Here is a 21,838-nt window from a genome sequence, read left to right as displayed (position 1 = left end):
CCCGGGTCACCTGCGGCCGAGATACATCCCCAACGCCCGCTGCAACACCCGCCCTTGAAGCCCCACCGGCCGTTCCCACTCGCCCAGGTACTCCACGACCCGGCCCCCCGCACCCGTCTTGAAGCGGAGCCGGCCCAGCAGACGGCCCTCGCCGAGGGAGGGGGTGACGGAACGCAGGTCGTACGTCGTGGCCCCGGCCGCCCGCGCGTCGCACAGCATCCGCCACAGCAGCGCGCTGCTGGGCCGCACCTCCCGCCCCCGGCGACCGGACGCGGCGTAGGAGTGCCAGACCCGGGAGCCGACGTTGATCATCAGCGCGGCGGAGAGCACCTCGCCGTCGTACTCGGCGAGATAGAGCCGCAAGCGGTCGGGATCCTCGGCGTTCAGGGCCTCCCACATGCGCCGGAAGTAGGCGGGTGGGCGGGCCCGGAAGCCGTCGTGGGCGGCGGTCGCGGTGTAGAGGCGGTAGAAGTCGGGCAGATCGGCGGCCGTGCCCCAGGAGACCCGGACTCCCGCCGACTCGGCCGTGCGCAGGGCCTGTTCGAAGTGCGGTGCGAGGGCCTCGCGCAGTTCGTCCACCGAGCGGCCCGCCAGCGGGATCTGACAGCCGTACCGCGGCTGCCCCGGGCCGAAGCCGCTGTCCTCGTCCGCCGCGCACCGCCGCCACCCCAGCCCGCGCAGCCGCTCCCCGGCGTCCAGCGCGAACCCGTCGACGCCGGTCGCGGGCAGCTCGCGCACGTGGTGGACCTCGGGGTCGGCCATGCCCGCCGTGACCGTCCCGGCGTCCCAGTGCCGGACGACTACGGGGGGCCCGATGCGCACCGAGAACGCCCCGCGCTTCTCCAGGTGGGCGACCAGGGGATCCAGCAGGCGCTCGGGACGCGGGCCCAGCCAGTCGATCGTGGGCCCGTCGGGGAGGTAGGCGAGACAGCGCCGGGTGCCGGGCAGCGGCCGGTACAGGACGAGCGCCGTCGCGGTCAGCGTCCCGTCCTCGAACCAGCCGACGCTCTCCGCCAGCCAGTCGGGCTTCACACCGGCCCACTCGGGGATCTGGAGATGGCTCGCGTCGGGGTGCAGCCGCAGGTGGGCGAGATGTTCCTCGCGCGTGATCTCGCGCACGTACGGGCCGGTCATGGGCGGGGTGCTCCTGTTCGGGGCGGCCACGGTACGCCGGGAGTGACGGCAGGGGTCAAGAGCCCGAGCCCTCACAGGTTCCTCGTAGGCGGCTCACGGACCATGCCGAAACAGCCGCCCTATCGTCAGGCACACGCACTGACTGGAGGTGGGGAAGACATGAACAGCAGTCACATGAACACCAGAAGCGCCACGGAGAAGGCCGGCGGCTGGATCCGGACCGCCCGCGGCCCCTGGGCGGTCGTCTGCGCCGTCGCGGCCGTGCTCCTCGGCCCGGCCGCCGTCACCGCCTCCGCGCTCGACCAGGCCAACGCGGCCCCCATGCACCACGCGGTGAAGGCCGACCGGACGCAGGCGTACATCCCGGCGGACACCACCCGGCGCAGGGCCACGCCGGCGGCCTGAGGCACACGGCGGCCGGGGCCCGTCTTGCGGATCAGGACGGCCTGGAGGGACGGGCCTTCCGGCCGAGCCGAGCGGGGTCTGGTGCCTGCGGCTGCAAGGCGGAGGAGGGCGACGACGCGACGGGGCCCTCCCGCGCGAGGCTGTTCGAGCGCGGGGGAGTCGGCAACCGACGACAACGCGGCTGGGGCACCCCGCTGGGGGAGTGCGTGCCGGACCCCGCCACGCCGAGCTGATCCGAAAGCCAGGCCTTAGCCCCGGAACCGCTCCCACAGCTTGGGATACCGCTCCGCCAGCACCCGGTCGCTCTCCAGGTCGACCGGCGCGCCCAACGGCTCGGAAGGCGCGGGCGGGATGCCCAGATCGGGAGCGACGGTACCGGTGAGCTGCTCGTAGGCCTCGTCGGCCGCGTAGCCCAGTTCCTCGCCGTCGCCGTCGATCTCCTCGTCGAAGTCGGCCAGCAGGCCGGCGAGCGAGTCGGGGTCGTGCACACCGCCCTCGTACACCTCGCGGCCCTGGCCGATCAGCCAGCACCGGAAGAAGTCGAAGGCGTCGTCGCTCGCCCCGTCCAGCAGGATCCAGGCCGCACCCCAAAGGTCCCAGGTGTACGCGCGGTTGAAGCGGGCCTCGAAGTGACGGGCGAAGTCGAGGACCATCTCCGGGTCCAGCCCGAGCAGCCGGTCCACGAGCAGGTCGGCCTGTTCCTCCGGGTCGCCCTCGGCGGCCTCGCGGGTGGCGTCCACCAGCTCCCAGAACTCCGTCTCGTCCATCACGGGTCCAGCATCGTGCCTGGAGGGGTGGGGCGCACGTGGAGTGCGGCGGATTGTTATGTCCCGTACAGGCGGCCCAGCCGTCTCGCGTCGTCGGCGAACCGCGCCCGCAGACTCTCCGGAGCCAGCACTTCCACCTCCGGACCGAGCCCCGCCAACTGCGTGTGGGCGACCTCCTCGGACTCCACGGGGAGCGTCACGGTCAGCCATCCGTCCTCGTGGGCCGCTCGCGCGGACGCCAGCGCCTCCCGCGCGGACGCCGGATCGACGACGTACGGAAGTCGCCGCACCCCGTCCCCGGACAGCCGTACGACGACCTCGGCGCGCAGGATCGAGCGCGCGAACCGCTCGGCCTGCTCCTCCCAGAAGCCGGGCAGGTCGAACTCCTCGTCGCGCGCGAAACGGCCCTCGCCAGCCGTCACCGCGGTGAAACGGTCGATCCGGTACACCCGGAAGGAACCGCCGTCCGGGACCCGCGCGCACAGGTACCAGACGCCCGCCTTGAGCACGAGCCCGTGCGGCTCCAGCTCCCGCTCCACCTCGCCCTCCCGGCCGCGGTAGCGCGCGGTGACCGGCCTGTCGTCCCACACCGCGCCGGCGACTGCGGGCAGCAGGTCCGGGGACTTGGGCTCGGTGAACCAGTTGGGCGCGTCGAGATGGAAGCGCTGGGCGGCCGTACGGGAGGCGTCGCTGAGGGAGGGGAGCAGCGCGGCGGACACCTTCAGCCGGGCGGCGGAGGCGGCGTCCTCCAGCCCCATCTCACGCAGCGCCCCCGGCACACCGGACAGGAACAGCGCCTCGGCCTCGCCGCGGGCCAGGCCGGTCAGCCGGGTCCGGTACCCGCCGATCAGTCGGTACCCCCCGGCCCGCCCCCGGTCGGCGTACACCGGCACCCCCGCCTCCGACAGCGCCTGCGCGTCCCGGGTCACCGTCCGCTCCGACACCTCCAGCTCCCGCGCCAGCTCGGCGGCGGTCATGGAGGGCCGGGACTGGAGCAACAGCACCATCTTGATGAGCCGGGCAGCACGCATACGGCCATGATGCCGGGGCCCACTGACAGCGAAGGGGCACGGCAGCAGCCGTACCCCTTCACGGAATGAATCGAAGCGCCGAAGCTCAGACCCTCACAGCCCGTACTTCTCCCGGGCTTCCTTCACCGCCGTCGCCTTCACCTCACCGCGCCGGGCGAGCTGAGCCAGGGCCGCGACCACGACGGACTCCGCGTCGACGCCGAAGTGGCGGCGGGCGCCCTCGCGGGTGTCGGAGAGGCCGAAGCCGTCCGCGCCGAGCGAGGACCAGTCCTGCTCGACCCACTGCGCGATCTGGTCGGGGACCTGGCGCATGTAGTCGGAGACCGCGAGCACCGGGCCCTCGGCACCGTGCAGCGTCTGGCGGACGTACGGGATGCGCTCCTCGCCGCGCAGCAGACCGGCGTCGGCCTCCAGCGCGTCACGGCGGAGTTCCGACCAGGACGTCGCGGACCACACGTCGGACGCCACGCCCCACTCCTCGGCCAGCATCCGCTGCGCCTTGAGGACCCAGTGGATCGCGGTGCCGGAGCCCAGGAGCTGGATGCGGGGGGCGTTCGCGGCCGGGGCGAGGCCCGCGGACTCCGCGGTGTTGAAGCGGTACAGGCCCTTGACGATGCCCTCGTCGATGCCGGGAGCGGACGGCTTGGCGGGCTGCGGGAGCGGCTCGTTGTAGACCGTCAGGTAGTAGAAGACGTTCTGGTCCTCGCCGGGGGCGGCCTCGCCGTACATGCGGCGGATGCCGTCGCGCACGATCGTGGCGACCTCGTAGGCGAACGCCGGGTCGTACGTCAGCGCCGCCGGGTTCGTCGCCGCGATCACCGGCGAGTGACCGTCGGCGTGCTGGAGGCCCTCGCCCGTCAGTGTCGTACGGCCCGCCGTGGCGCCGACGAGGAAGCCGCGGCCGAGCTGGTCGCCGAGCTGCCACATCTGGTCGGCCGTGCGCTGCCAGCCGAACATCGAGTAGAAGATGTAGAACGGGATCATCGCCTCGCCGTGCGTCGCGTACGACGTCGAAGCGGCGATGAAGTCGGCCATCGAACCGGCCTCGGTGATCCCCTCGTTGAGGATCTGGCCGTTCTGGGCCTCCTTGTAGTACATGAGCTGGTCGCGGTCGACCGGCTCGTACGTCTGGCCCTTGGGCGAGTAGATCCCGAGGGACGGGAAGAGGCTCTCCATGCCGAAGGTGCGCGCCTCGTCGGGGACGATCGGCACCCAGCGCTTGCCGGTCTCCTTGTCGCGGACCAGGTCCTTGATGAGCCGGACGAAGGCCATCGTGGTCGCGACGTTCTGCGAACCGGAGCCCTTGTCGAAGGCGGCGAAGGCCTTCTCCGCGGGGGCCGGCAGCGGGGCGACCGGGTGGACGCGGCGGGCCGGGGCCGGTCCGCCGAGGGCCGCGCGGCGCTCCTGGAGGTAGCGCACCTCGGGGGAGTCGGCGCCCGGGTGGCCGTAGGGGACCACGCCGTCGACGAAGTCGCTGTCCTTGATGGGCAGTTCGAGGAGGTCGCGCATGGTCTTGAACTCGTCCACCGAGAGCTTCTTCATCTGGTGGTTGGCGTTCTTCGACGCGAAGCCCTCACCGAGGGTGTGGCCCTTGACCGTCTGGGCCAGGATCACGGTCGGCGCACCCTTGAACTCGACGGCGGCCTTGTAGGCGGCGTACACCTTGCGCGCCTCGTGGCCACCGCGGGAGAGGTGGAAGCACTCGAGGATCTTGTCGTCGGACAGCAGTTTCGCCATCTCGACGAGCGCCGGGTCCTTGCCGAAGAAGTCCTGGCGGATGTAGGCGGCGTCCCGCGTCTGGTACGTCTGCACCTGCGCGTCGGGTACCTCGCGCAGCCGTCGTACGAGCGCGCCGGTGGTGTCGAGCTGGAAGAGCTCGTCCCAGGCGTTGCCCCACAGGGACTTGACGACGTTCCAGCCGGCGCCGCGGAACTGGGCCTCCAGCTCCTGCACGATCTTGAAGTTCGCGCGGACCGGGCCGTCGAGGCGCTGGAGGTTGCAGTTGATGACGAAGGTGAGGTTGTCGAGGCCCTCGCGCGAAGCCAGTGCGAGTGCCGCGGTCGACTCCGGCTCGTCCATCTCGCCGTCGCCGAGGAAGGCCCAGACGTGGGAGTCGGAGACGTCCTTGATGCCGCGGGCCGTCAGGTAGCGGTTGAAGCGCGCCTGGTAGATCGCGGAGAGCGGGCCGAGGCCCATGGAGACCGTCGGGAACTCCCACAGCCAGGGCAGGCGGCGGGGGTGCGGGTACGACGGGAGGCCGTCGCCGCCCGACTCGCGGCGGAAGTGGTCGAGGTGGTGCTCGGTCAGCCGGCCGTCGAGGAAGGCGCGGGCGTAGATGCCGGGGGAGGCGTGGCCCTGGATGTAGAGCTGGTCGCCGGACCCGTCGGCCTCCTTGCCCTTGAAGAAGTGGTTGAAGCCGGTCTCGTAGAGCCAGGCCGCGGAGGCGAAGGTGGCGATGTGGCCGCCGACGCCGTATTTGGCGCCGCGGGTGACCATCGCGGCCGCGTTCCAGCGGTTCCACGCGGTGATACGGGCTTCCATCTCCGGGTCACCGGGCAGGCCCGGCTCGGCGGAGGTGGGGATGGTGTTGACGTAGTCCGTCTCGAGGAGCTTCGGCAGCGCGATGCCGTTGCCCTCCGCCCTCTCCAGCGTGCGGCGCATCAGGTACGCGGCACGGTGCGGGCCGGCCGCCTTGGCGACCGCGTCCAGGGAGGCCTGCCATTCGGCGGTCTCCTCGGGGTCCCGGTCGGGGAGCTGGTCGAGCTCGCTCGGCTGGATGGCGTTGGGGTCGGTCATGTCGCCGCCTTCCTCAGTCGAAGGGGGGTGCCCTTGGTCTTTGGCAGGACAGGGCAGTGGGGCCTCGGTAGAAGCCCGTCGGCGACTCTAACTCCCTGATCGATGATCGATCAAAGCATTCAGGGTAAAACTTCTCGATCACGAGAAAGTCGGCACTCGGTGCCTCCGCGGCAGGCACGCCGTGCCGACTTCAGGATGTGTTTTCGCAGGTGAGCGTGGGTGTGCTCGACTGCGTCAGGCCCGCGGCGCGCATCCCAGGACGTGCGCCTTCACGATCTCCGGGATCCGCGGGTCCCGGCGCTTGAAGGCGGCGACCAGCTCCTCGTGCTCCTCCGCGTACGACTGCTGGACCGTCCCCAGCCAGCGGATCGACAGGGCGGTGAACACCTCGATGCCCAGGCCCTCCCAGGTGTGCAGCAGCACCGAGTTGCCGGCCGCCCGCACCAGTTCGCGGTGGAAACCCACCGTGTGCCGCACCTGCCCGGTGCCGTCGGAGTCCCGGTCCGCCTCGTACAGCGCGGCGACGTGCGGCTCCAGGGCCGAGCAGTCCTGCGCCAGCTTCTCCGCCGCCAGCTCGGCCGCGATCGCCTCCAGACCGGCCCGGACCGGGTAGCTCTCCTCCAGGTCGGCCGCCGTCAGGTTCCGCACCCGTACGCCCTTGTTCGGCGCGGACTCGATCAGCCGCAGCGACTCCAGCTCGCGCAGCGCCTCCCGCACCGGCGTCTGGCTGACCTCCAGCTCGGTCGCGATACGACGCTCCACGATCCGCTCGCCCGGCTGCCAGCGCCCGCTGACGATCCCCTCCACGATGTGCTCGCGGATCTGTTCGCGCAGCGAGTGGACGACGGGCGCGGTCATGAGAGCTCCTTAAGGGCGTTTGACGTAAAGACAATAAGGCCGAGGGCCCGTCCGGGAGGGGCGCACGGGGGCGCTTTCATGCAGGTGAGACGAGGCTTACACGCTCCCAGCCGCACGCCTTCTGTCAAGACACGGAACCCCGCGGCTTCCCGGTGTGTCGCGTTGGTCAGGGGGTTCCCACGCGGGGCGCCCCATCGCACCACAGGGGGACGGCATGCACATCGGGGGACGACGGGGACTGGCCGTGGCGGCCGTGATCGGCGCGGTCGTCGGCGTGGCGGGCTGCGGACAGCCGGCCGCACGGGCGACGGCGGAGACGACACCGACCAGCACCGCAGCGATCACGGGGATGGCGGGCGCGGCGGCCGTGAGCAGGGGAGCCGCCTGCGTGTTCGTCAAACCCGACGGCGCCCAGAGGTTCGGGCACGTCGGCTGGGGCTTCAAGGTCCCGGGCACCGCTCGCTGGGTCTACGGCGCCGTCGAGAATCCCAGCGGAAAGCTGTACACCCCGCCGGGCGGCGACATCGGAGCCTGGCACGCGGAGGGGTCGTACGACCGCATGCTCGGTGAGATGTCCACGGACGCGCACTATCCCGGGACGTCGGAGCACCCGTACACCCGCTACCGCTGCACGAAGTCCTCGACCTACGACGTGAGGCGGGCCCGGAACATGATCCGTACGGTCGAGGCGCGCGGGTTCCTCGTCGGCGTGGACCCGAGGACCGGCAAGCTCACCTCGCGGGACTGCCTCGACGCCACCTACGACGTCCTGAAGGCGTACCGCACCAAGCACCTCACGCCCGCGCCCGAGCTGTCCGTCCCCAACGTGTGGGTGGAAGAGCTGTGGGGCTGGTCGGACCGGACGCTGACTCCCCGGTGATCACACGCCGGTGCCCCCGCCCGGAAACCGGACGGGGGCACCGTACGAGCGACGTGCCTTACAGGCCGAGTTCGACCTCGAACTCGCCCGCCTCCAGGATCGCCTTGACCGCGGTCAGGTAACGGGCCGCGTCGGCGCCGTCCACCAGACGGTGGTCGTAGGAGAGGGTCAGGTAGGTCATGTCGCGGACGCCGATGACCGTGCCCTCCTCGGTCTCGATGACAGCCGGACGCTTGACCGTGGCACCGATGCCGAGGATCGCGACCTGGCCCGGCGGCACGATGATCGTGTCGAAGAGCGCACCGCGCGAACCGGTGTTGGAGATGGTGAAGGTCGCGCCGGACAGCTCGTCGGGCGTGATCTTGTTGGCGCGGACCTTGCCCGCGAGCTCCGCCGTGGCCTTGGCGATGCCGGCGATGTTGAGGTCGCCCGCGTGCTTGATGACCGGGGTCATCAGGCCCTTCTCGGAGTCCACCGCGATACCGATGTTCTCGGTGTCGAAGTAGGTGATCGTGCCTTCGCCCTCGTTGATCTTGGCGTTGATCGGCGCGTGCGCCTTCAGCGCCTGGGCCGCGGCCTTGACGAAGAACGGCATCGGGGAGAGCTTGACGCCCTCACGGGCCGCGAACGCGTCCTTGGCGCGGGCGCGCAGCTTCATCAGACGGGTGACGTCGACCTCGACGACCGAGGACAGCTGCGCCTGCTCGTGCAGCGCCTTGACCATGTTGTCGCCGATGACCTTGCGGATGCGCGGCATCTTGACGGTCTGGCCACGCAGCGGAGAGGCCTCCAGCGACGGAGCCTTCTTCGCGGCGGCGGCCGGGGCGGCGGCAGCGGCCGGAGCCGGAGCAGCGGCGGCGGCCTTCGCGGCCTCGGCGGCGGCGACGACGTCCTGCTTGCGGATACGGCCGCCGACGCCGGTGCCCTTGACGCCGGCCAGGTCGACGCCGTTCTCGGCGGCGAGCTTGCGCACCAGCGGGGTCACGTAGGCGCCGTCGTCACCGGAGGTCGCGGCGGGAGCCGGGGCCGGGGTGACCGGGGCGGGCGCCGGAGCCGGGGCGGAGGGCGCCGGGTCGGGAGCCGGAGCCGTCTGCTGCTGCGGAGCCGGGGCCGAGGGCGCCTGCGGGGCCGGAGCCGGAGCGGGCGCCGGAGCCGCGGGAGCGGGTGCCGGAGCCGGGGCCTCGGCAGCCGGGGCCGGGGCGGGAGCGGCGGGGGCCGGGGCAGCGGCCGGAGCCGCACCCGGGGCACCGATGACGGCGAGCTTGGCGCCGACCTCGGCGGTCTCGTCCTCGCCGACCACGATCTCCAGCAGCACACCGGCGGCGGGCGACGGGATCTCGGTGTCGACCTTGTCGGTGGAGACCTCGAGCAGGGGCTCGTCCTCCGCGACCTCCTCGCCGACCTCCTTCAGCCACCGGGTGACGGTGCCCTCGGTGACGGACTCGCCGAGCGCGGGCAGGACGACGTCCGTGCCCTCGGCGCTGCCGCCGCCGGAAGCGGCCTCGGCGGTGGGAGCGGGCGCCGGGGCGGCCTGCTCGGTGGACGGCGCGGCCGCGGCCGGCTCGGGGGCGGGCTCGGCGACCGGCTCGGCGGCCGGGGCCTGCTCGGCGGCCGGGGCGCCCGTGCCGTCGTCGATCACGGCCAGCTCGGCGCCGACCTCGACCGTCTCGTCCTCGGCGACCTTGATGGAGGCCAGGACGCCGGCGGCGGGGGAGGGGATCTCGGTGTCGACCTTGTCGGTGGAGACCTCGAGCAGCGGCTCGTCGGCCTCTACGCGCTCACCCTCGGCCTTCAGCCAGCGGGTGACGGTGCCCTCGGTGACGCTCTCGCCGAGCGCCGGAAGGGTTACGGAAACCGCCATGGTTTCGGTTGCTCCTAACGAATTGCGGAAGTCTGTGTCGTCGCTGCGACGGAGTCGCTTCTCGACCGAGGGATCAGTCGTGCGAGTGCAGCGGCTTGCCCGCCAGGGCCAGGTGGGCCTCGCCGAGCGCCTCGCTCTGCGTCGGGTGGGCGTGGATGAGCTGGGCGACCTCGGCCGGCAGCGCTTCCCAGTTGTAGATCAGCTGGGCCTCGCCGACCTGCTCGCCCATGCGGTCGCCGACCATGTGGACGCCGACCACGGCACCGTCCTTCACCTGGACGAGCTTGATCTCGCCCGAGGTGTTGAGGATCTTGCTCTTGCCGTTGCCCGCCAGGTTGTACTTCAGAGCGACGACCTTGTCCGCGCCGTAGATCTCCTTGGCCTTGGCCTCGGTGATGCCCACGGAGGCGACCTCGGGGTGGCAGTACGTCACCCGCGGGACACCGTCGTAGTCGATCGGAACGGTCTTCAGACCGGCCAGACGCTCCGCCACCAGGATGCCCTCGGCGAAGCCGACGTGCGCGAGCTGGAGCGTGGGGACCAGGTCACCGACGGCGGAGATGGTGGGGACGTTGGTGCGCATGTACTCGTCGACCAGGACGTAGCCGCGGTCCATCGCGACGCCCTGCTCCTCGTAGCCGAGACCGGCGGAGACGGGCCCGCGGCCGACGGCCACCAGCAGCACCTCGGCCTCGAACTCCTTGCCGTCGGCGAGGGTGACCTTGACGCCGTCCTGGGTGTACTCGGCCTTCTGGAAGAAGGTGCCGAGGTTGAACTTGATCCCGCGCTTGCGGAACGCGCGCTCCAGAAGCTTGGAGGAGTTCTCGTCCTCGACCGGGACGAGGTGCTTGAGGCCCTCGATGACGGTCACGTCGGAACCGAAGGACTTCCACGCGGAGGCGAACTCGACGCCGATGACACCGCCGCCCAGGATGATCGCGGACTTCGGCACGCGGTCCAGGACGAGGGCGTGGTCGGAGGAGATGATCCGGTTGCCGTCGATCTCCAGGCCCGGCAGCGACTTCGGCACGGAGCCGGTCGCGAGCAGGATGTGGCGGCCCTGGACGCGCTGGCCGTTGACATCGACGGAGGTCGGCGACGACAGCCGGCCCTCACCCTCGATGTAGTGGACCTTCCGGGAGGCGACGAGCCCCTGGAGGCCCTTGTAGAGGCCGGCGATCACGCCGTCCTTGTACTTGTGCACCCCGGCGATGTCGATGCCCTCGAAGGAGGCCTTCACACCGAACTGCTCGCTCTCGCGGGCCTGGTCGGCGATCTCGCCCGCGTGCAGCAGGGCCTTGGTGGGGATGCATCCCCGGTGCAGGCAGGTACCGCCGACCTTGTCCTTCTCGATCAGGGCGACGTCAAGCCCCAGCTGCGCCCCGCGCAGGGCCGCGGCGTAACCGCCACTACCACCGCCGAGGATCACTAGGTCGAAAACGGTGCTGGCGTCGTTCGCCACGTCACGTCCTCCATGCATGTGCGCCGTACGCCGGTCTCCAGTGACCGGGCGGCGGCTGGTGTCCGGCCGCTCTTTCTTCGGCCCTGTGTGGGGGCCCTGTCCTGCCGAGCCCCATCTTCGCACTTGTCGGCACCGAACGAGACGCCGGGCCGGGGTGTGAGACACCACACGCTCACATGAGAAGGCAGGCCCCGGTGAGACTTTCGACAGGGGGCCCGGTGAGACACGCGAGGGGCGCGGGGAACTGCGCGACGAGCCACGACGGGCCGGCAGCCGCCCACGCCCCTCAGGAGCCGAGCTACTGGGTGACCGTCAGCCCAGGTCACCCGACGCGGTCAGCTCGGCGAGCCGCACCAGCGTGCGCACCGCCGACCCCGTACCGCCCTTGGGCGTGTACCCGAACGGCCCCCCGTCGTTGAACGCCGGCCCCGCGATGTCGAGGTGCGCCCACGGGATGCCCTCGCCCACGAACTCCCGCAGGAAGAGCCCGGCGACCAGTCCGCCGCCCATCCGCTCACCCATGTTCGCGATGTCGGCGGTGGGGGAGTCCATCCCCTTGCGCAGGTGCTCGGGCAGCGGCATGGGCCACGCGGGCTCCCCGACCTCCTCGGCGGCCTCGTGCACCGCCGTGCGGAACGCGTCGTCGTTGGCCATGATCCCGAACGTCCGGCTGCCGAGGGCGAGCATCATCGCCCCGGTCAGCGTCGCCACGTCCACGATCGCGTCCGGCTTCTCCGCCGAGGCCGCCCACAGGGCGTCCGCGAGCACCAGCCGGCCCTCGGCGTCGGTGTTGAGCACCTCCACCGTCTTGCCGCTGTACATCCGCAGCACGTCACCGGGGCGCGTCGCGGACCCCGACGGCATGTTCTCGGCCAGCGCCAGCCACCCGGTCACGTTGACCTCGAGGCCCAGCCGTGCGGCCGAGACCACGGCCGCGAACACCGCCGCCGCGCCGCTCATGTCGCACTTCATCGTCTCGTTGTGGCCCGCCGGCTTCAGCGAGATGCCGCCCGAGTCGTAGGTGATGCCCTTGCCGACCAGCGCGAGGTGCTTCTTGGCCTTGGACGAGGTGTACGACAGCTTCACCAGCCGCGGCCCCGACGCCGACCCGGCGCCGACGCCCAGGATGCCGCCGTAGCCGCCCTTCTCCAGGGCCTTCACGTCGAGCACCTGCACCTTGAGGCCGTGCTCCTTGCCCGCCGTCTGCACGATCGCGGCGAAGGCCTCGGGGTTCAGGTCGTTCGGCGGCATGTTGATGAGGTCGCGCGCGCGGTTGAGCTCCTCGGAGACCGCGACGGCCCGGGCGAGCGCGGCCTTGTACTTGGCGTCCCGCGGCTTGCCGCCCAGCAGAGCGGCCTCGGCCAGCGGCGCCTTGCCGTTCTTCGCCTTGGGGTCCTTGCCGTTCTCCTTGTAGGCGTCGAAGGAGTACGCGCCGAGCAGCACGCCCTCGGCGACCGCGCCGAGGTCGGCGGCGTCGGCCAGCGGGAGGGCGAACGCGGCCTTCTTCGCGCCGGACAGCGCGCGGGCGGCGACACCGGCCGCCTTGCGCAGTGCCTCCGGGGCGAAGGAGGAGTCCTTCTCGGGCTCGCCGCCCAGGCCGACCGCCACCACGAGCGGGGCCTTGAGGCCGGAGGGCGCGGGCAGCTTCGTCACCTCGCCCTCGGCGCCGGAGGCACCGAGCGTCTCCAGGACACCGGCGAGCCTGCCGTCGTAGGCCTTGTCCACGGATTCGGCGCCCGGAGCCACGACCGGGCCCTTCGCGCCCTTGGCGACACCGATCACGATCGCGTCGGCCCGCAGGCCGGGCGCCGCGGAGGTGCTGAGAGTCAGAGCAGTCACGGTGGTGAGTTCTCGCTTCCGATGAGAAGTTCGCTTCTGGTCGAGCGGGTGGGTCGACCGGGCCCGACGGCCGACCCTATTTCGTGTCCGAACACGGGTCCCGATCGGGGCCTTCACCCCTGTCGGCGACCACCCGGGAAGAGCCTACGCTCGGGTCGGCCGCCGCTCGTTCCGCACGCCCTGGAGCCCACCCCTTGAAGCGCCCTCTCCTGCTCGTCGCCCTGCTGCTCCTGGTGGCCGGATGCTCGACCGCTCCCGACTCCCCTCCGGCCGACGCCCGTTGGCGGCCGAGCCCCGGCACCGCCTGGCAGTGGCAGCTGACCGGCCGCGTCGACACGTCCGTGGACGTCCCGGTGTACGACATCGACGGCTTCGACCAGTCGAAGGCCGTGGTGTCCTCGCTGCACGACAAGGGCCGCAAGGTCATCTGCTACCTCTCCACGGGCGCGTGGGAGGACTGGCGGCCCGACGCAGACAGGTTCCCCGAGTCGGTGATCGGGCGCGGCAACGGCTGGGAGGGGGAGCGCTGGCTCGACATCCGCGCCACGGACGTCCTGGAACCTCTCATGGCGGAGCGCCTCGACATGTGCCGTGAGAAGGGCTTCGACGCGGTGGAGCCGGACAACATGGACGGCTACAAGAACCGCACGGGCTTCCGGCTGACGGCGGCGGACCAGCTCCGCTACAACCGCCTGATCGCGGAACTGGCCCACGACCGCGGCATGTCCGTCGGCCTGAAGAACGACCTCGACCAGATCCCGGAACTGGTCGGCGACTTCGACTTCGCGGTCAACGAGCAGTGCGCGCAGTACGAAGAGTGCGGGGACATGAAGCCGTTCATCGCGGCGGACAAGGCCGTCCTGCACGTCGAGTACGAGCTCCCCACCAGCCGCTTCTGCGCCGAGTCCCGGCGTCTGAAGCTGAGTTCGATGCTGAAGAAGTACGAGCTCGGCGCGTGGCGCGAGGCCTGCTAGAAGTTCAGCGACAGGACCACCAGGGCTGTCGTCGCCGCCGTCTCCGCCAGCCCTCCGAACACGTCCCCGGTCACCCCGCCGAAGCGGCGCGTGCAGTGCCGCAGGAGGACCTCGGCCACACCCACGGCGGCGGCGACCGCGAGGACCGCGCGGACGACGTCGTACGACCCGAGGAGCGCCCCCGCCCCGGCCGCGCCCAGCGACACGGCGGCGGCCAACAGTACCGCGCCCCGCACCGGGACGACCCCCGCCACCGCGGCCCCCAGCCCCTCCGGCCGGGCCGGCGGGACTCCCGCGCGGGCCGCCACCGTCAGGGCCAGGCGCGCGGCCGTCGCGGAGACCACCGCCGCCACCGCGCCCCGCGCCCACGAGTCGTCGTAGGTCTGCGACAGCGCGGCCACCTGGGCGAGGAGCACGAGGACGAGCGCGATGACCCCGAACGGGCCGATGTCCGACTGCTTCATGATCCGCAGGGCGTCCTCGGCGGGCTTGCCGCTGCCCAGGCCGTCGGCGGTGTCCGCGAGGCCGTCGAGGTGCAGGCCCCGCGTGAGGACGGCCGGTACGGCCACCGTGGCGACCGCGGCGAGCAGCGCGGAGGCCCCCAGGGACAGGAGCAGGAGACCCACCGCCGCGGACCCGCACCCCAGCGCCACCCCGACCAGCGGAGCGCACAGCATTCCGCCGCGTGCCGCCTCCCTGTCCCAGCGGGTCACCTTCACGGGGAGCACGCTGAGGGTGCCGAAGGCGAAGCGGAGGCCGTCGAGCGGGGGCGGGGTCATGGACACGTCGGCAGGGTAGCCCGGACGCCGTAGCCGCCGGGCGGCCCACCCCTTCCGACCGGACACTGGGTCCATGGGCCACTGGCTGCACCGCAACATCGTCGAACCCGGCAAGCTGCCGCTGCTCCTCGCCCTGACCGCGTTCGTGCTCACCTTCGTGATCACCCGGGTCATCACCCGGCTCATCCGGGCGGGCAAGGGGCCCTTCGGCAACGTCAGTTCCGGGGGCGTGCACATCCACCACGTGGTGCCGGGCGTCGTCCTCACCGTGATCGGCGGTTTCGGCGCGGTCGCGAGCGGGCGGCACGGTTTCGGGGCGGGGCTGTGCGCGGTCGTCTTCGGGATGGGCGCGGGGCTGGTGCTCGACGAGTTCGCGCTGATCCTGCACCTCGACGACGTGTACTGGAGCGAGGAGGGCCGCAAGAGCGTCGAGGTCGTCGTGCTCACCGTGGCGCTGGTCGGCCTGGTGCTCGCGGGATTCTCGCCGTTCGGCGTCAACGACGTGACGCAGGACGAGGCACAGGACCGCGGTGGCGTCATCAGCAGCGTGGTGGTCAACTTCGTGTTCGCGATGCTCGTCCTGATCAAGGGCAAGACCCGGATGGCGATCTTCAGCGTGATCGTCCCGCTCGTCGGACTCATCGGCCTGATCCGACTGGCCCGCCCCGGCTCCCCCTGGGCCCGCCGCTTCTACGCCCGCCGCCCGCGCGCCCGCGCCCGAGCCATACTGCGCGCCTACCACCACGACAGACGCTGGTCGGGCCCCCGCCGCAAGTTCCAGGACCTGATCGCCGGCAAACCGGACCCGGCCCGACCACTCGGGCGCTGACGGCCGCGGGCGTCTGTGGGGTCGGGGGCGGAGGGTTCGCTGCCGGTCTCGCAACCGACAGACACCCACAGCCCATCCGACTCCAGCCGCACCGACAGGCAACCGCCGGCCGGCCAGGACCACCAACCCCCTCCCCACCCGAAGACCCCACCACGGTTGCACGAGGCTGGGCGATCCAGCCGGACTCCGTGCCCGTTGGTCTCCAAGGGCCCTGGTCTGCCGACCGGTGCTGAGGCGGCGCGTGGGACTGTCCGGGCTCAGCCCCGCCGGGGGCGTCCGGAAACGGTCCCGGCCCGGGCCCGGTCACGGCGTCGGCGTGTGGCCGAGATCGCGCACACCAGCAGCATCGCCGCGATCGCCGCGAGGTGTTCCTTGCCGGCGAGGTTCTCCTTCACCAGCACCTCGGCCACCATCGCCGCGATCACGGCCGCCGCGGTGAAACGGGCGCCGTAGCGCCAGCCCAGGAAGACGGCGAGCCCCACCACGGCCGCCGACGGGCCGGTGTCGACGACGTGGGCGTCCGAGGCGGGCAGGCCGAGCGGGCTGTCGGGGCCCAGCCAGACGCCCACGCGCGCGTACAGCGTGCCGGCGAGCGTGGCCGTGTACGCCAGCGTGAGCGTCCGCCACCGACCCAGACAGATCTCGGCGATCCCGAACACGAACAGGATCTGCGCCAGGGCACCCCACACCGGCAGGTCCAGGGCCGGTACGAACAGGGAGAGGGGGGTGCGGAGGAGGGCCGTCCAGAGGGGATCCGCGGCGCGTACGGCACCCGCGTCCTGGACGAGGTCGTAGCCCCACGACTGGTTGTGCACGAAGTGCAGGGCCGCCGTCAGACCCACGGCCGTCAGGGCCAGGGGGACCGCCCGCCACCCGCGCCGCCGCAGTGGCCCGCGCACGGCGGCGTACAGGTCACCCCACTCCGCGCGGGCCCAGCGGGCGAGCCTCTTCATCCCAGGGTCCTCATCCGGCGGTCCTCATCTGTGCGTGCTCAAGTGCTCCCGGCGCCGCAGCCACTTCGGCAGCCCCGGCACCTCCAGGAACCCCTCCGCGCGCGCCGAGGCGATGCCGATGCGCGGCAGGTCCGCGCTCTTCTCGAAGAGCAGGAACCGCGGCTCCCAGATGGGCCGGTACTTGGCGTTGGCCCGGTACAGCGACTCGATCTGCCACCAGCGGGAGAAGAAGCTGAGCAGCGACCGCCACAGCCGCAGCACCGGTCCGGCGCCAAGACGCGCTCCACGTTCGAAGACCGAACGGAACATCGCGAAGTTGAGCGAGACCTGGGTGATCTGGATCTCCCGGGCCCGGTTCAGCAGCTCGATGACCATGAACTCCATGAGGCCGTTGTCCGCGTCGCGGTCCCGGCGCATCAGGTCGAGGGAGAGCCCGTGCGGCCCCCACGGCACGAAGGAGAGCACCGCCTTCAGCTCCCCGTCGCCGTCGCTGCACTCCAGCGCCACGCACCGGCCGTCCTCCGGGTCCCCGAGCCGCCCCAGCGCCATGCTGAACCCGCGCTCGGTGGCCCCGTCCCGCCAGTCGTCGGCCCGCCGCACCAGCGCCTCCATCTCCTCGGCGGGGATGTCCTCGTGGCGCCGGATCCGTACCGTGTACCCGGCCCGCTTCACCCGGTTGTAGGCCTGCCGTACGGTCCGCATCGCACGGCCCTCCAGAGTGAACTCGGCGACCTCGACGATCGCCTCGTCACCCAGTTCCAGCGCGTTCAGACCGTGCCGCGCGTACACCGTCCCCGCGTCCTCGCCCGCGCCCATCACCGCCGGCAGCCACCCGTGCGCCCGCGCCTCCGCGAGCCACGGCTCGATCGCCCCCGGCCAGGCCTCCGGGTCGCCGATCGGGTCGCCGGAGGCCAGCGAGACCCCGCCGACGACCCGGTAGGTCACGGCCGCCTTCCCGGTCGGCGACCAGACGACGCTCTTCTCCCGGCGCAGCGCGAAGTACCCCAGCGAGTCCCGCTCACCGTGCCGGTCGAGGAGCTCCCTGAGGCGCCGCTCGTCGTCCTCGGTGAGCGGGTCGACGGCACGCCGGGAGCGGAAGGCGGCGTAGAGGACGGCGAGGACGAGGAGCGTGCTGAGCACGTTGATGACGACGTTGACCCAGTTCGGCGTCAGGATCCCGTCGAAGCGGGAGTCGTCGGCGGCGACCGAGACCAGCCGCAGCGTGCCGTACCACCACCGCTCCCCGAACGCCGACGACCTCGACGCCTGGTTGGTGACGGTCACCAGCAGCGCGGCCAGCAGCGAGCACACGAGCAGTCCGCCCACGGCCACGACGGCGGCGAGCCGCGGGTTGGACCGGTCGCCCTTGGCGTAGAACTCCCGCCGCCCCACCAGCAGGGCCACCACGAAGGCGGCGGTGAGGAACAGGGAGATCCAGTTCTGCGCGTACCGCCGGATCTCCGGGAACGCCATCGCGAGGACGAACAGCGCGAGGAACGCCCCCGACAGCACCAGGTTCAGGATCCACGCCGCGCGCTTGCGCCGCCGCATGGTGATGGCGAGGAAGGCCGTGAACACCCCGGAGGCGAAGCCCGCCGTCAGCAGATACGGCGTGAAGTAGTCCTCCTGGTTGTGCCGCCGCACGTCCTGCCCCAGCGACACCCACACCGCACTGAGGAAGTTGACGAACGCGACGACCCGCAGGTACCAGACGGCGAAACCGGCGGCCCGCCGGGACGCGGTGGTGGACGGTCGACGGGTACCGGAGTTCAGGACATCTCCCATGAAAAGGGATCATGCCCCTCTTCTTGGCCGCGGCGGCGCTCAGCCACGACGGCGCATCCCGGCGGTGCCCGACCGGCCGAACCCGCCTACTCGTCCTTGTCCTCCGGCTCGTCGGAAGCAACGGTGGGCCTCTCCGGCAGCTCGGCGGCCAGCGCGGCCGCGGCCTGCACCAGCGGCAGCGCGAGGAGGCCGCCCGCGCCTTCCCCGACCGTCACGCCGTGGTCGAGCAGCGGCTCCAGGGCCATCCGGTCCAGCGCCTTCGACTGCCCCGGCTCACCGCTGTTCTGGCCGGCCAGCCACCAGTCCGGCGCCCGGAACGCGATCCGCTGCGCCACCAGCGCGCAGGCGGCCACGACCACTCCGTCCAGCACGACGGGCAGCTTGCGCACCGCGCTCTGGAGGAGAAAACCCGTGATCGCCGCGAGGTCGGCGCCGCCGACGGTCGCCAGCAGTTGCAACTGGTCCCCGAGCACCGGCCGCGCCCGCCTGAGCGCGTCCCGGATCGCCGCGCACTTGCGCATCCACGCCAGGTCGTCGATCCCGGTCCCGCCGCGCCCGGTCACCACGGACGCGTCGGTCCCGCACAGCGCGGCGACCAGCACCCCGGCCGCCGTGGTCCCGCCCACGCTCACATCGCCGAGCACCACGAGATCCGTACCGGAGTCGGCCTCCTCGTCGGCCACCGCGATCCCGGCCCGGAAGGCGGCCTCCGCCTCCTGCGCGGTCAGCGCGTCCTCGACGTCGATCCGACCGCTGCCGCGCCGTACCCGGTGCCGTACGACGTCCTCCGGCAGCTCGGCCGGATCGCAGTCCAGCGCCATGTCGACGACCCGCACCGGCACACCGAGGCGCCGCGCGAGGACCGACACCGGACGGCCGCCCTCCAGGACCTCCCGCACCAACTCCGAGGCACTGCCCGCGGCCCGGCCCGAGACGCCCAGTTCGGCGATCCCGTGGTCACCGGCGAACAGCACGACCCGCGGCCGTTCGATCGGCCGTACCGGTACCGCCGCCTGTGCCGCGGCCAGCCACTCACCCAGGTCGTCGAGGCGGCCCAGCGCCCCGGGCGGCACGATCTGACGCTCCCTGCGCGCCTCGGCGTCGCGACGCACCCCGCCGTCGGGGCGTTCGATCAGATCGGAGAAGTCGTCGAGATTAAGCGAGCTCATTCGCCGAACAGTACCGGCCCTGATCGAACGCGGGGGCGCCACGGGGCCATGACGTCATTGCACCAGGGATGGTGATCCCATACGTTCCGTTTTGTAGCGAATTGCCATGCGCCACCGGGAGGCCCCATGCCCGCACCGACCGCCCCTTCCGTACGGCGTCTTCGCTCCACCGCCCGCGCGATACTGCCGTTCCCCGAACCCGAGAGCTGGCTGGACGTGGACACGGGGGACGCGGACTTCCCGGAGGCGGCCAGGACGTTCTTCCCCTACACGGCCTTCGACGGCCTGGACCCCACCCCCCGGGTCCTGCACGCCCAGGCGATCGAACGCCTGGAGGAGGGCTACCAGGGCCGTCTGACGGACCCGCGGATCACCGCCCACCTGCGCGCCCGCTACGACGTGGTCAGCCTGCTCAACCCGCACGCGGACCCCGGCGAACTCCGGGCGGCCCTCGCCGTCCTGCGCCCCGGCGGCCACCTCCTGGTGGAGTCCCCGCGCGACCCCCGCCCCGAACTGGAGTCCCGGGGCTGCACGATCATCGCGACGGCCCGCAGATCCGCCCACGTCCCGGCCCGCCTGACGGCCCGTCTGCCCGGCGCCCCGGACCCGCGGGTGACGGGACCGCTGGCGGCCGCCGCGAGAGCGCTGGACCACACCCTGGCCCTGCTCCTGGCCGGCACCCGCTTCGCGAAGACCTACCGGGTGATCGCCCGCAAGGGGCCGTCAGCCCCGTAGGACCATCGCCTGCCCCGCCACCACCAGAACCACCTGCTCGCACTCGCCGGCGAACGCCGCGTTCAGCCGCCCCAGTTCGTCCCGGTAGCGGCGCCCGGACGCGGTGGCCGGCACGATGCCCGACCCCACCTCGTTCGACACGGCCACCACGGTCCGCCGTGTCTCCCGCACAGCATCCGTCAACTCCCGCACCCGCGCCCGCAGTTCCCGCTCCCCGCCGCCGGCCCACTCCGCGTCGTCCCACGCCCCCACGGAGTCCATCGCGTCCGTCAGCCACAGCGACAGGCAGTCGATCAGCAGCGGCGCCCCGTCGTCCTTCAGCAGCGGCACCAGGTCGCAGGTCTCCGCCGTACGCCAGGACCCCGGCCGCCGCTCCCGGTGCGCGGCGACCCGCGAGGTCCACTCGGTGTCCCCGTTCCGCGACCCGCCGGTCGCCACGTACAGCACGTCGGGGAACGCCTCCAGCCGCCGCTCGGCCTCCACCGACTTCCCGGACCGCGCCCCGCCCAGCACCAGCGTCCGCCGCGGCACATCCGGTACGTCCTCATAGGCGCCGACGATCAGAGTCGTCCCGTCGGGCACGGCCCGCGCCCCCGCGGCGGCCAGCCTCCGCCGCAACTCGGCGCCGGGCGGCACGTCGTGGTCGACGTGCACGGCGACGACGTCGGTCGTGGGACCCACGGCCCCCACGGCCCGCAGCCGGGCGAGCGCGTCCGGCCGCCGTACGACATCGGCGAGCACCATGTCGTACGACTCCACGGCCCCCCTCTCCAGCCCGGCGGGCGCACCCCCGGGCGGCAGATACAGCACCCGCTGCCCCTCGGGCCCGGTGACGGCGTACCCGGTCCCCGGCGCGTCCATCGCCACGGCCCGCACCCGATGCCCCGTCAGCAACGCCAACTCCCGCCCGTCCGGCACCCGTCCCGGCTGCGGAAGCCCGGCGGGCACCTCGACGGGGGGCCCGTCGTGAGGGTGCGACAGCAGCACCTGCCGTACGCCGGCGAGCGAGTGCCCGGTCCGGGCGGCGGCGAAGGCGGCCCCGGGGGTCAGATCGAGCAGCAGCGTCTCGTCGACGAGCACGGCGGTGGCGGCCCGCGCGTTCCCGCCGAGCGCGGTGGCGCAGGCGGCACAGGGACAGAAGGGCCGGGGGAGACCGGCGGGGGCGCCGGTCCCGAGCAATGTCAGTTCCACGGAACGATTCTCGCCGGTGCTTGGTGATCCAGCGCGCGCAGAGGGGCTTTCAAGGGGCGCGGGGCACAGCGCGAGCAACCCCCACGGGTCCGCGGCCCACGAACTACCGCTTAGGGTGCTCTTCGTAACGGATCAAACACGGGAGGCTCGCATGGCGACATGGACCTGGCGATTCGAGACGGCCGACGGCGCGGAGACCCAGCCGGCCGTGGAGCCCGAGGAGTTCACCACCCAGGGCGACGCCGAGTCCTGGCTCGGTGAGTACTGGAAGCCCCTGCTCGCCGGCGGCGCGGAACAGGTGCGGCTGTTCGAGGACGCCACGGAGATCTACGGTCCGATGAGCCTGAAGGCGGCAGAGGAAGCGTGACCGGGCCGGGCGAGGGCCACCGC

At 72.3% G+C, this 21,838-nt stretch carries 19 protein-coding genes; 6 read left to right on the top strand and 13 right to left on the bottom strand.

What is annotated here, in order from left to right:
- Positions 1 to 6 precede the first annotated feature (6 nt).
- Positions 7 to 1,134 (bottom strand): peptidoglycan bridge formation glycyltransferase FemA/FemB family protein, encoded by a 1,128-nt coding sequence (locus ABZ098_RS02410; protein ID WP_356586397.1) that lies wholly within the window; start codon positions 1,132 to 1,134, stop codon positions 7 to 9.
- A gap of 159 nt (positions 1,135 to 1,293) precedes the next feature.
- On the opposite strand from ABZ098_RS02410, the gene ABZ098_RS02405 reads away from it, so the two are divergent.
- A complete protein-coding gene (locus tag ABZ098_RS02405) occupies positions 1,294 to 1,539 on the top strand; it encodes a hypothetical protein (RefSeq protein WP_356586395.1) in 246 nt (81 codons plus the stop codon).
- Between the two features lie 248 nt (positions 1,540 to 1,787).
- Here ABZ098_RS02405 and ABZ098_RS02400 read toward each other — a convergent pair whose 3' ends face one another.
- From ABZ098_RS02400 to ABZ098_RS02385, 4 genes are all read right to left on the bottom strand, one after another.
- On the bottom strand, positions 1,788 to 2,306 hold the full coding sequence (locus ABZ098_RS02400) for a DUF4240 domain-containing protein (protein WP_356587593.1): 519 nt from the start codon (positions 2,304 to 2,306) through the stop codon (positions 1,788 to 1,790).
- Positions 2,307 to 2,362: 56 nt separating this feature from the next.
- Positions 2,363 to 3,337 (bottom strand): YafY family protein, encoded by a 975-nt coding sequence (locus tag ABZ098_RS02395; RefSeq protein ID WP_356586393.1) that lies wholly within the window; start codon positions 3,335 to 3,337, stop codon positions 2,363 to 2,365.
- Positions 3,338 to 3,430: 93 nt separating this feature from the next.
- Positions 3,431 to 6,133 (bottom strand): pyruvate dehydrogenase (acetyl-transferring), homodimeric type, encoded by a 2,703-nt coding sequence (aceE, locus tag ABZ098_RS02390; RefSeq protein WP_356586391.1) that lies wholly within the window; start codon positions 6,131 to 6,133, stop codon positions 3,431 to 3,433.
- 234 nt (positions 6,134 to 6,367) lie between these two features.
- Complete coding sequence (locus ABZ098_RS02385; RefSeq protein ID WP_053851708.1) at positions 6,368 to 6,991, bottom strand: GntR family transcriptional regulator; 624 nt, start codon at positions 6,989 to 6,991, stop codon at positions 6,368 to 6,370.
- Positions 6,992 to 7,205: 214 nt separating this feature from the next.
- Between ABZ098_RS02385 and ABZ098_RS02380 the strand changes: the two genes are divergently transcribed.
- Positions 7,206 to 7,871 carry a hypothetical protein gene (locus ABZ098_RS02380; protein WP_356586389.1) on the top strand — a complete coding sequence of 222 codons (666 nt, stop codon included), beginning with the start codon at positions 7,206 to 7,208 and terminating at the stop codon, positions 7,869 to 7,871.
- Positions 7,872 to 7,929: 58 nt separating this feature from the next.
- Here ABZ098_RS02380 and sucB read toward each other — a convergent pair whose 3' ends face one another.
- The 3 genes from sucB to ABZ098_RS02365 form a co-directional block, all read right to left on the bottom strand.
- Entirely contained in the window at positions 7,930 to 9,732 is a 1,803-nt protein-coding gene (gene sucB / locus ABZ098_RS02375) for a 2-oxoglutarate dehydrogenase, E2 component, dihydrolipoamide succinyltransferase (RefSeq protein WP_356586387.1), read from the bottom strand.
- Positions 9,733 to 9,805: 73 nt separating this feature from the next.
- On the bottom strand, positions 9,806 to 11,194 hold the full coding sequence (lpdA, locus tag ABZ098_RS02370) for a dihydrolipoyl dehydrogenase (RefSeq protein ID WP_356586385.1): 1,389 nt from the start codon (positions 11,192 to 11,194) through the stop codon (positions 9,806 to 9,808).
- Positions 11,195 to 11,506: 312 nt separating this feature from the next.
- Positions 11,507 to 13,033: a leucyl aminopeptidase gene (locus ABZ098_RS02365; protein WP_356586383.1), complete on the bottom strand. Its 1,527-nt coding sequence runs from the start codon at positions 13,031 to 13,033 to the stop codon at positions 11,507 to 11,509.
- Between the two features lie 194 nt (positions 13,034 to 13,227).
- Between ABZ098_RS02365 and ABZ098_RS02360 the strand changes: the two genes are divergently transcribed.
- Positions 13,228 to 14,007, top strand: a complete 780-nt coding sequence (locus ABZ098_RS02360) for an endo alpha-1,4 polygalactosaminidase (protein ID WP_356586381.1) — start codon at positions 13,228 to 13,230, stop codon at positions 14,005 to 14,007.
- Here ABZ098_RS02360 and ABZ098_RS02355 read toward each other — a convergent pair.
- Positions 14,004 to 14,786, bottom strand: a complete 783-nt coding sequence (locus ABZ098_RS02355; protein ID WP_356587591.1) for an adenosylcobinamide-GDP ribazoletransferase — start codon at positions 14,784 to 14,786, stop codon at positions 14,004 to 14,006. The genes ABZ098_RS02360 and ABZ098_RS02355 overlap by 4 nt on opposite strands.
- A 73-nt stretch (positions 14,787 to 14,859) precedes the next feature.
- Here ABZ098_RS02355 and ABZ098_RS02350 point away from each other — a divergent pair, with 73 nt between their 5' ends.
- A complete protein-coding gene (locus ABZ098_RS02350; protein WP_356586379.1) occupies positions 14,860 to 15,615 on the top strand; it encodes a hypothetical protein in 756 nt (251 codons plus the stop codon).
- 257 nt (positions 15,616 to 15,872) lie between these two features.
- Here the strand turns inward: ABZ098_RS02350 and ABZ098_RS02345 are convergent, their stop codons facing one another.
- From ABZ098_RS02345 to cobT, 3 genes are all read right to left on the bottom strand, one after another.
- On the bottom strand, positions 15,873 to 16,568 hold the full coding sequence (locus ABZ098_RS02345; protein WP_356586377.1) for a hypothetical protein: 696 nt from the start codon (positions 16,566 to 16,568) through the stop codon (positions 15,873 to 15,875).
- Positions 16,569 to 16,592: 24 nt separating this feature from the next.
- On the bottom strand, positions 16,593 to 18,353 hold the full coding sequence (locus tag ABZ098_RS02340) for a phosphatidylglycerol lysyltransferase domain-containing protein (protein WP_356586375.1): 1,761 nt from the start codon (positions 18,351 to 18,353) through the stop codon (positions 16,593 to 16,595).
- Between the two features lie 86 nt (positions 18,354 to 18,439).
- Positions 18,440 to 19,522 (bottom strand): nicotinate-nucleotide--dimethylbenzimidazole phosphoribosyltransferase, encoded by a 1,083-nt coding sequence (cobT, locus tag ABZ098_RS02335; RefSeq protein WP_356586373.1) that lies wholly within the window; start codon positions 19,520 to 19,522, stop codon positions 18,440 to 18,442.
- 126 nt (positions 19,523 to 19,648) lie between these two features.
- On the opposite strand from cobT, the gene ABZ098_RS02330 reads away from it, so the two are divergent.
- Positions 19,649 to 20,257 carry a MarR family transcriptional regulator gene (locus ABZ098_RS02330; RefSeq protein ID WP_356586371.1) on the top strand — a complete coding sequence of 203 codons (609 nt, stop codon included), beginning with the start codon at positions 19,649 to 19,651 and terminating at the stop codon, positions 20,255 to 20,257.
- Here the strand turns inward: ABZ098_RS02330 and ABZ098_RS02325 are convergent.
- Complete coding sequence (locus ABZ098_RS02325) at positions 20,246 to 21,448, bottom strand: bifunctional adenosylcobinamide kinase/adenosylcobinamide-phosphate guanylyltransferase (RefSeq protein ID WP_356586369.1); 1,203 nt, start codon at positions 21,446 to 21,448, stop codon at positions 20,246 to 20,248. The genes ABZ098_RS02330 and ABZ098_RS02325 overlap by 12 nt on opposite strands.
- Positions 21,449 to 21,599: 151 nt before the next feature.
- On the opposite strand from ABZ098_RS02325, the gene ABZ098_RS02320 reads away from it, so the two are divergent.
- Positions 21,600 to 21,815 (top strand): hypothetical protein, encoded by a 216-nt coding sequence (locus ABZ098_RS02320; protein ID WP_123988673.1) that lies wholly within the window; start codon positions 21,600 to 21,602, stop codon positions 21,813 to 21,815.
- The last annotated feature ends 23 nt before the right edge of the window (positions 21,816 to 21,838 follow it).

Source organism: Streptomyces sp. NPDC006335 (genome assembly GCF_040612795.1).
Classification (GTDB): domain Bacteria; phylum Actinomycetota; class Actinomycetes; order Streptomycetales; family Streptomycetaceae; genus Streptomyces.
This window is presented reverse-complemented; position numbering and strand designations above follow the sequence as displayed.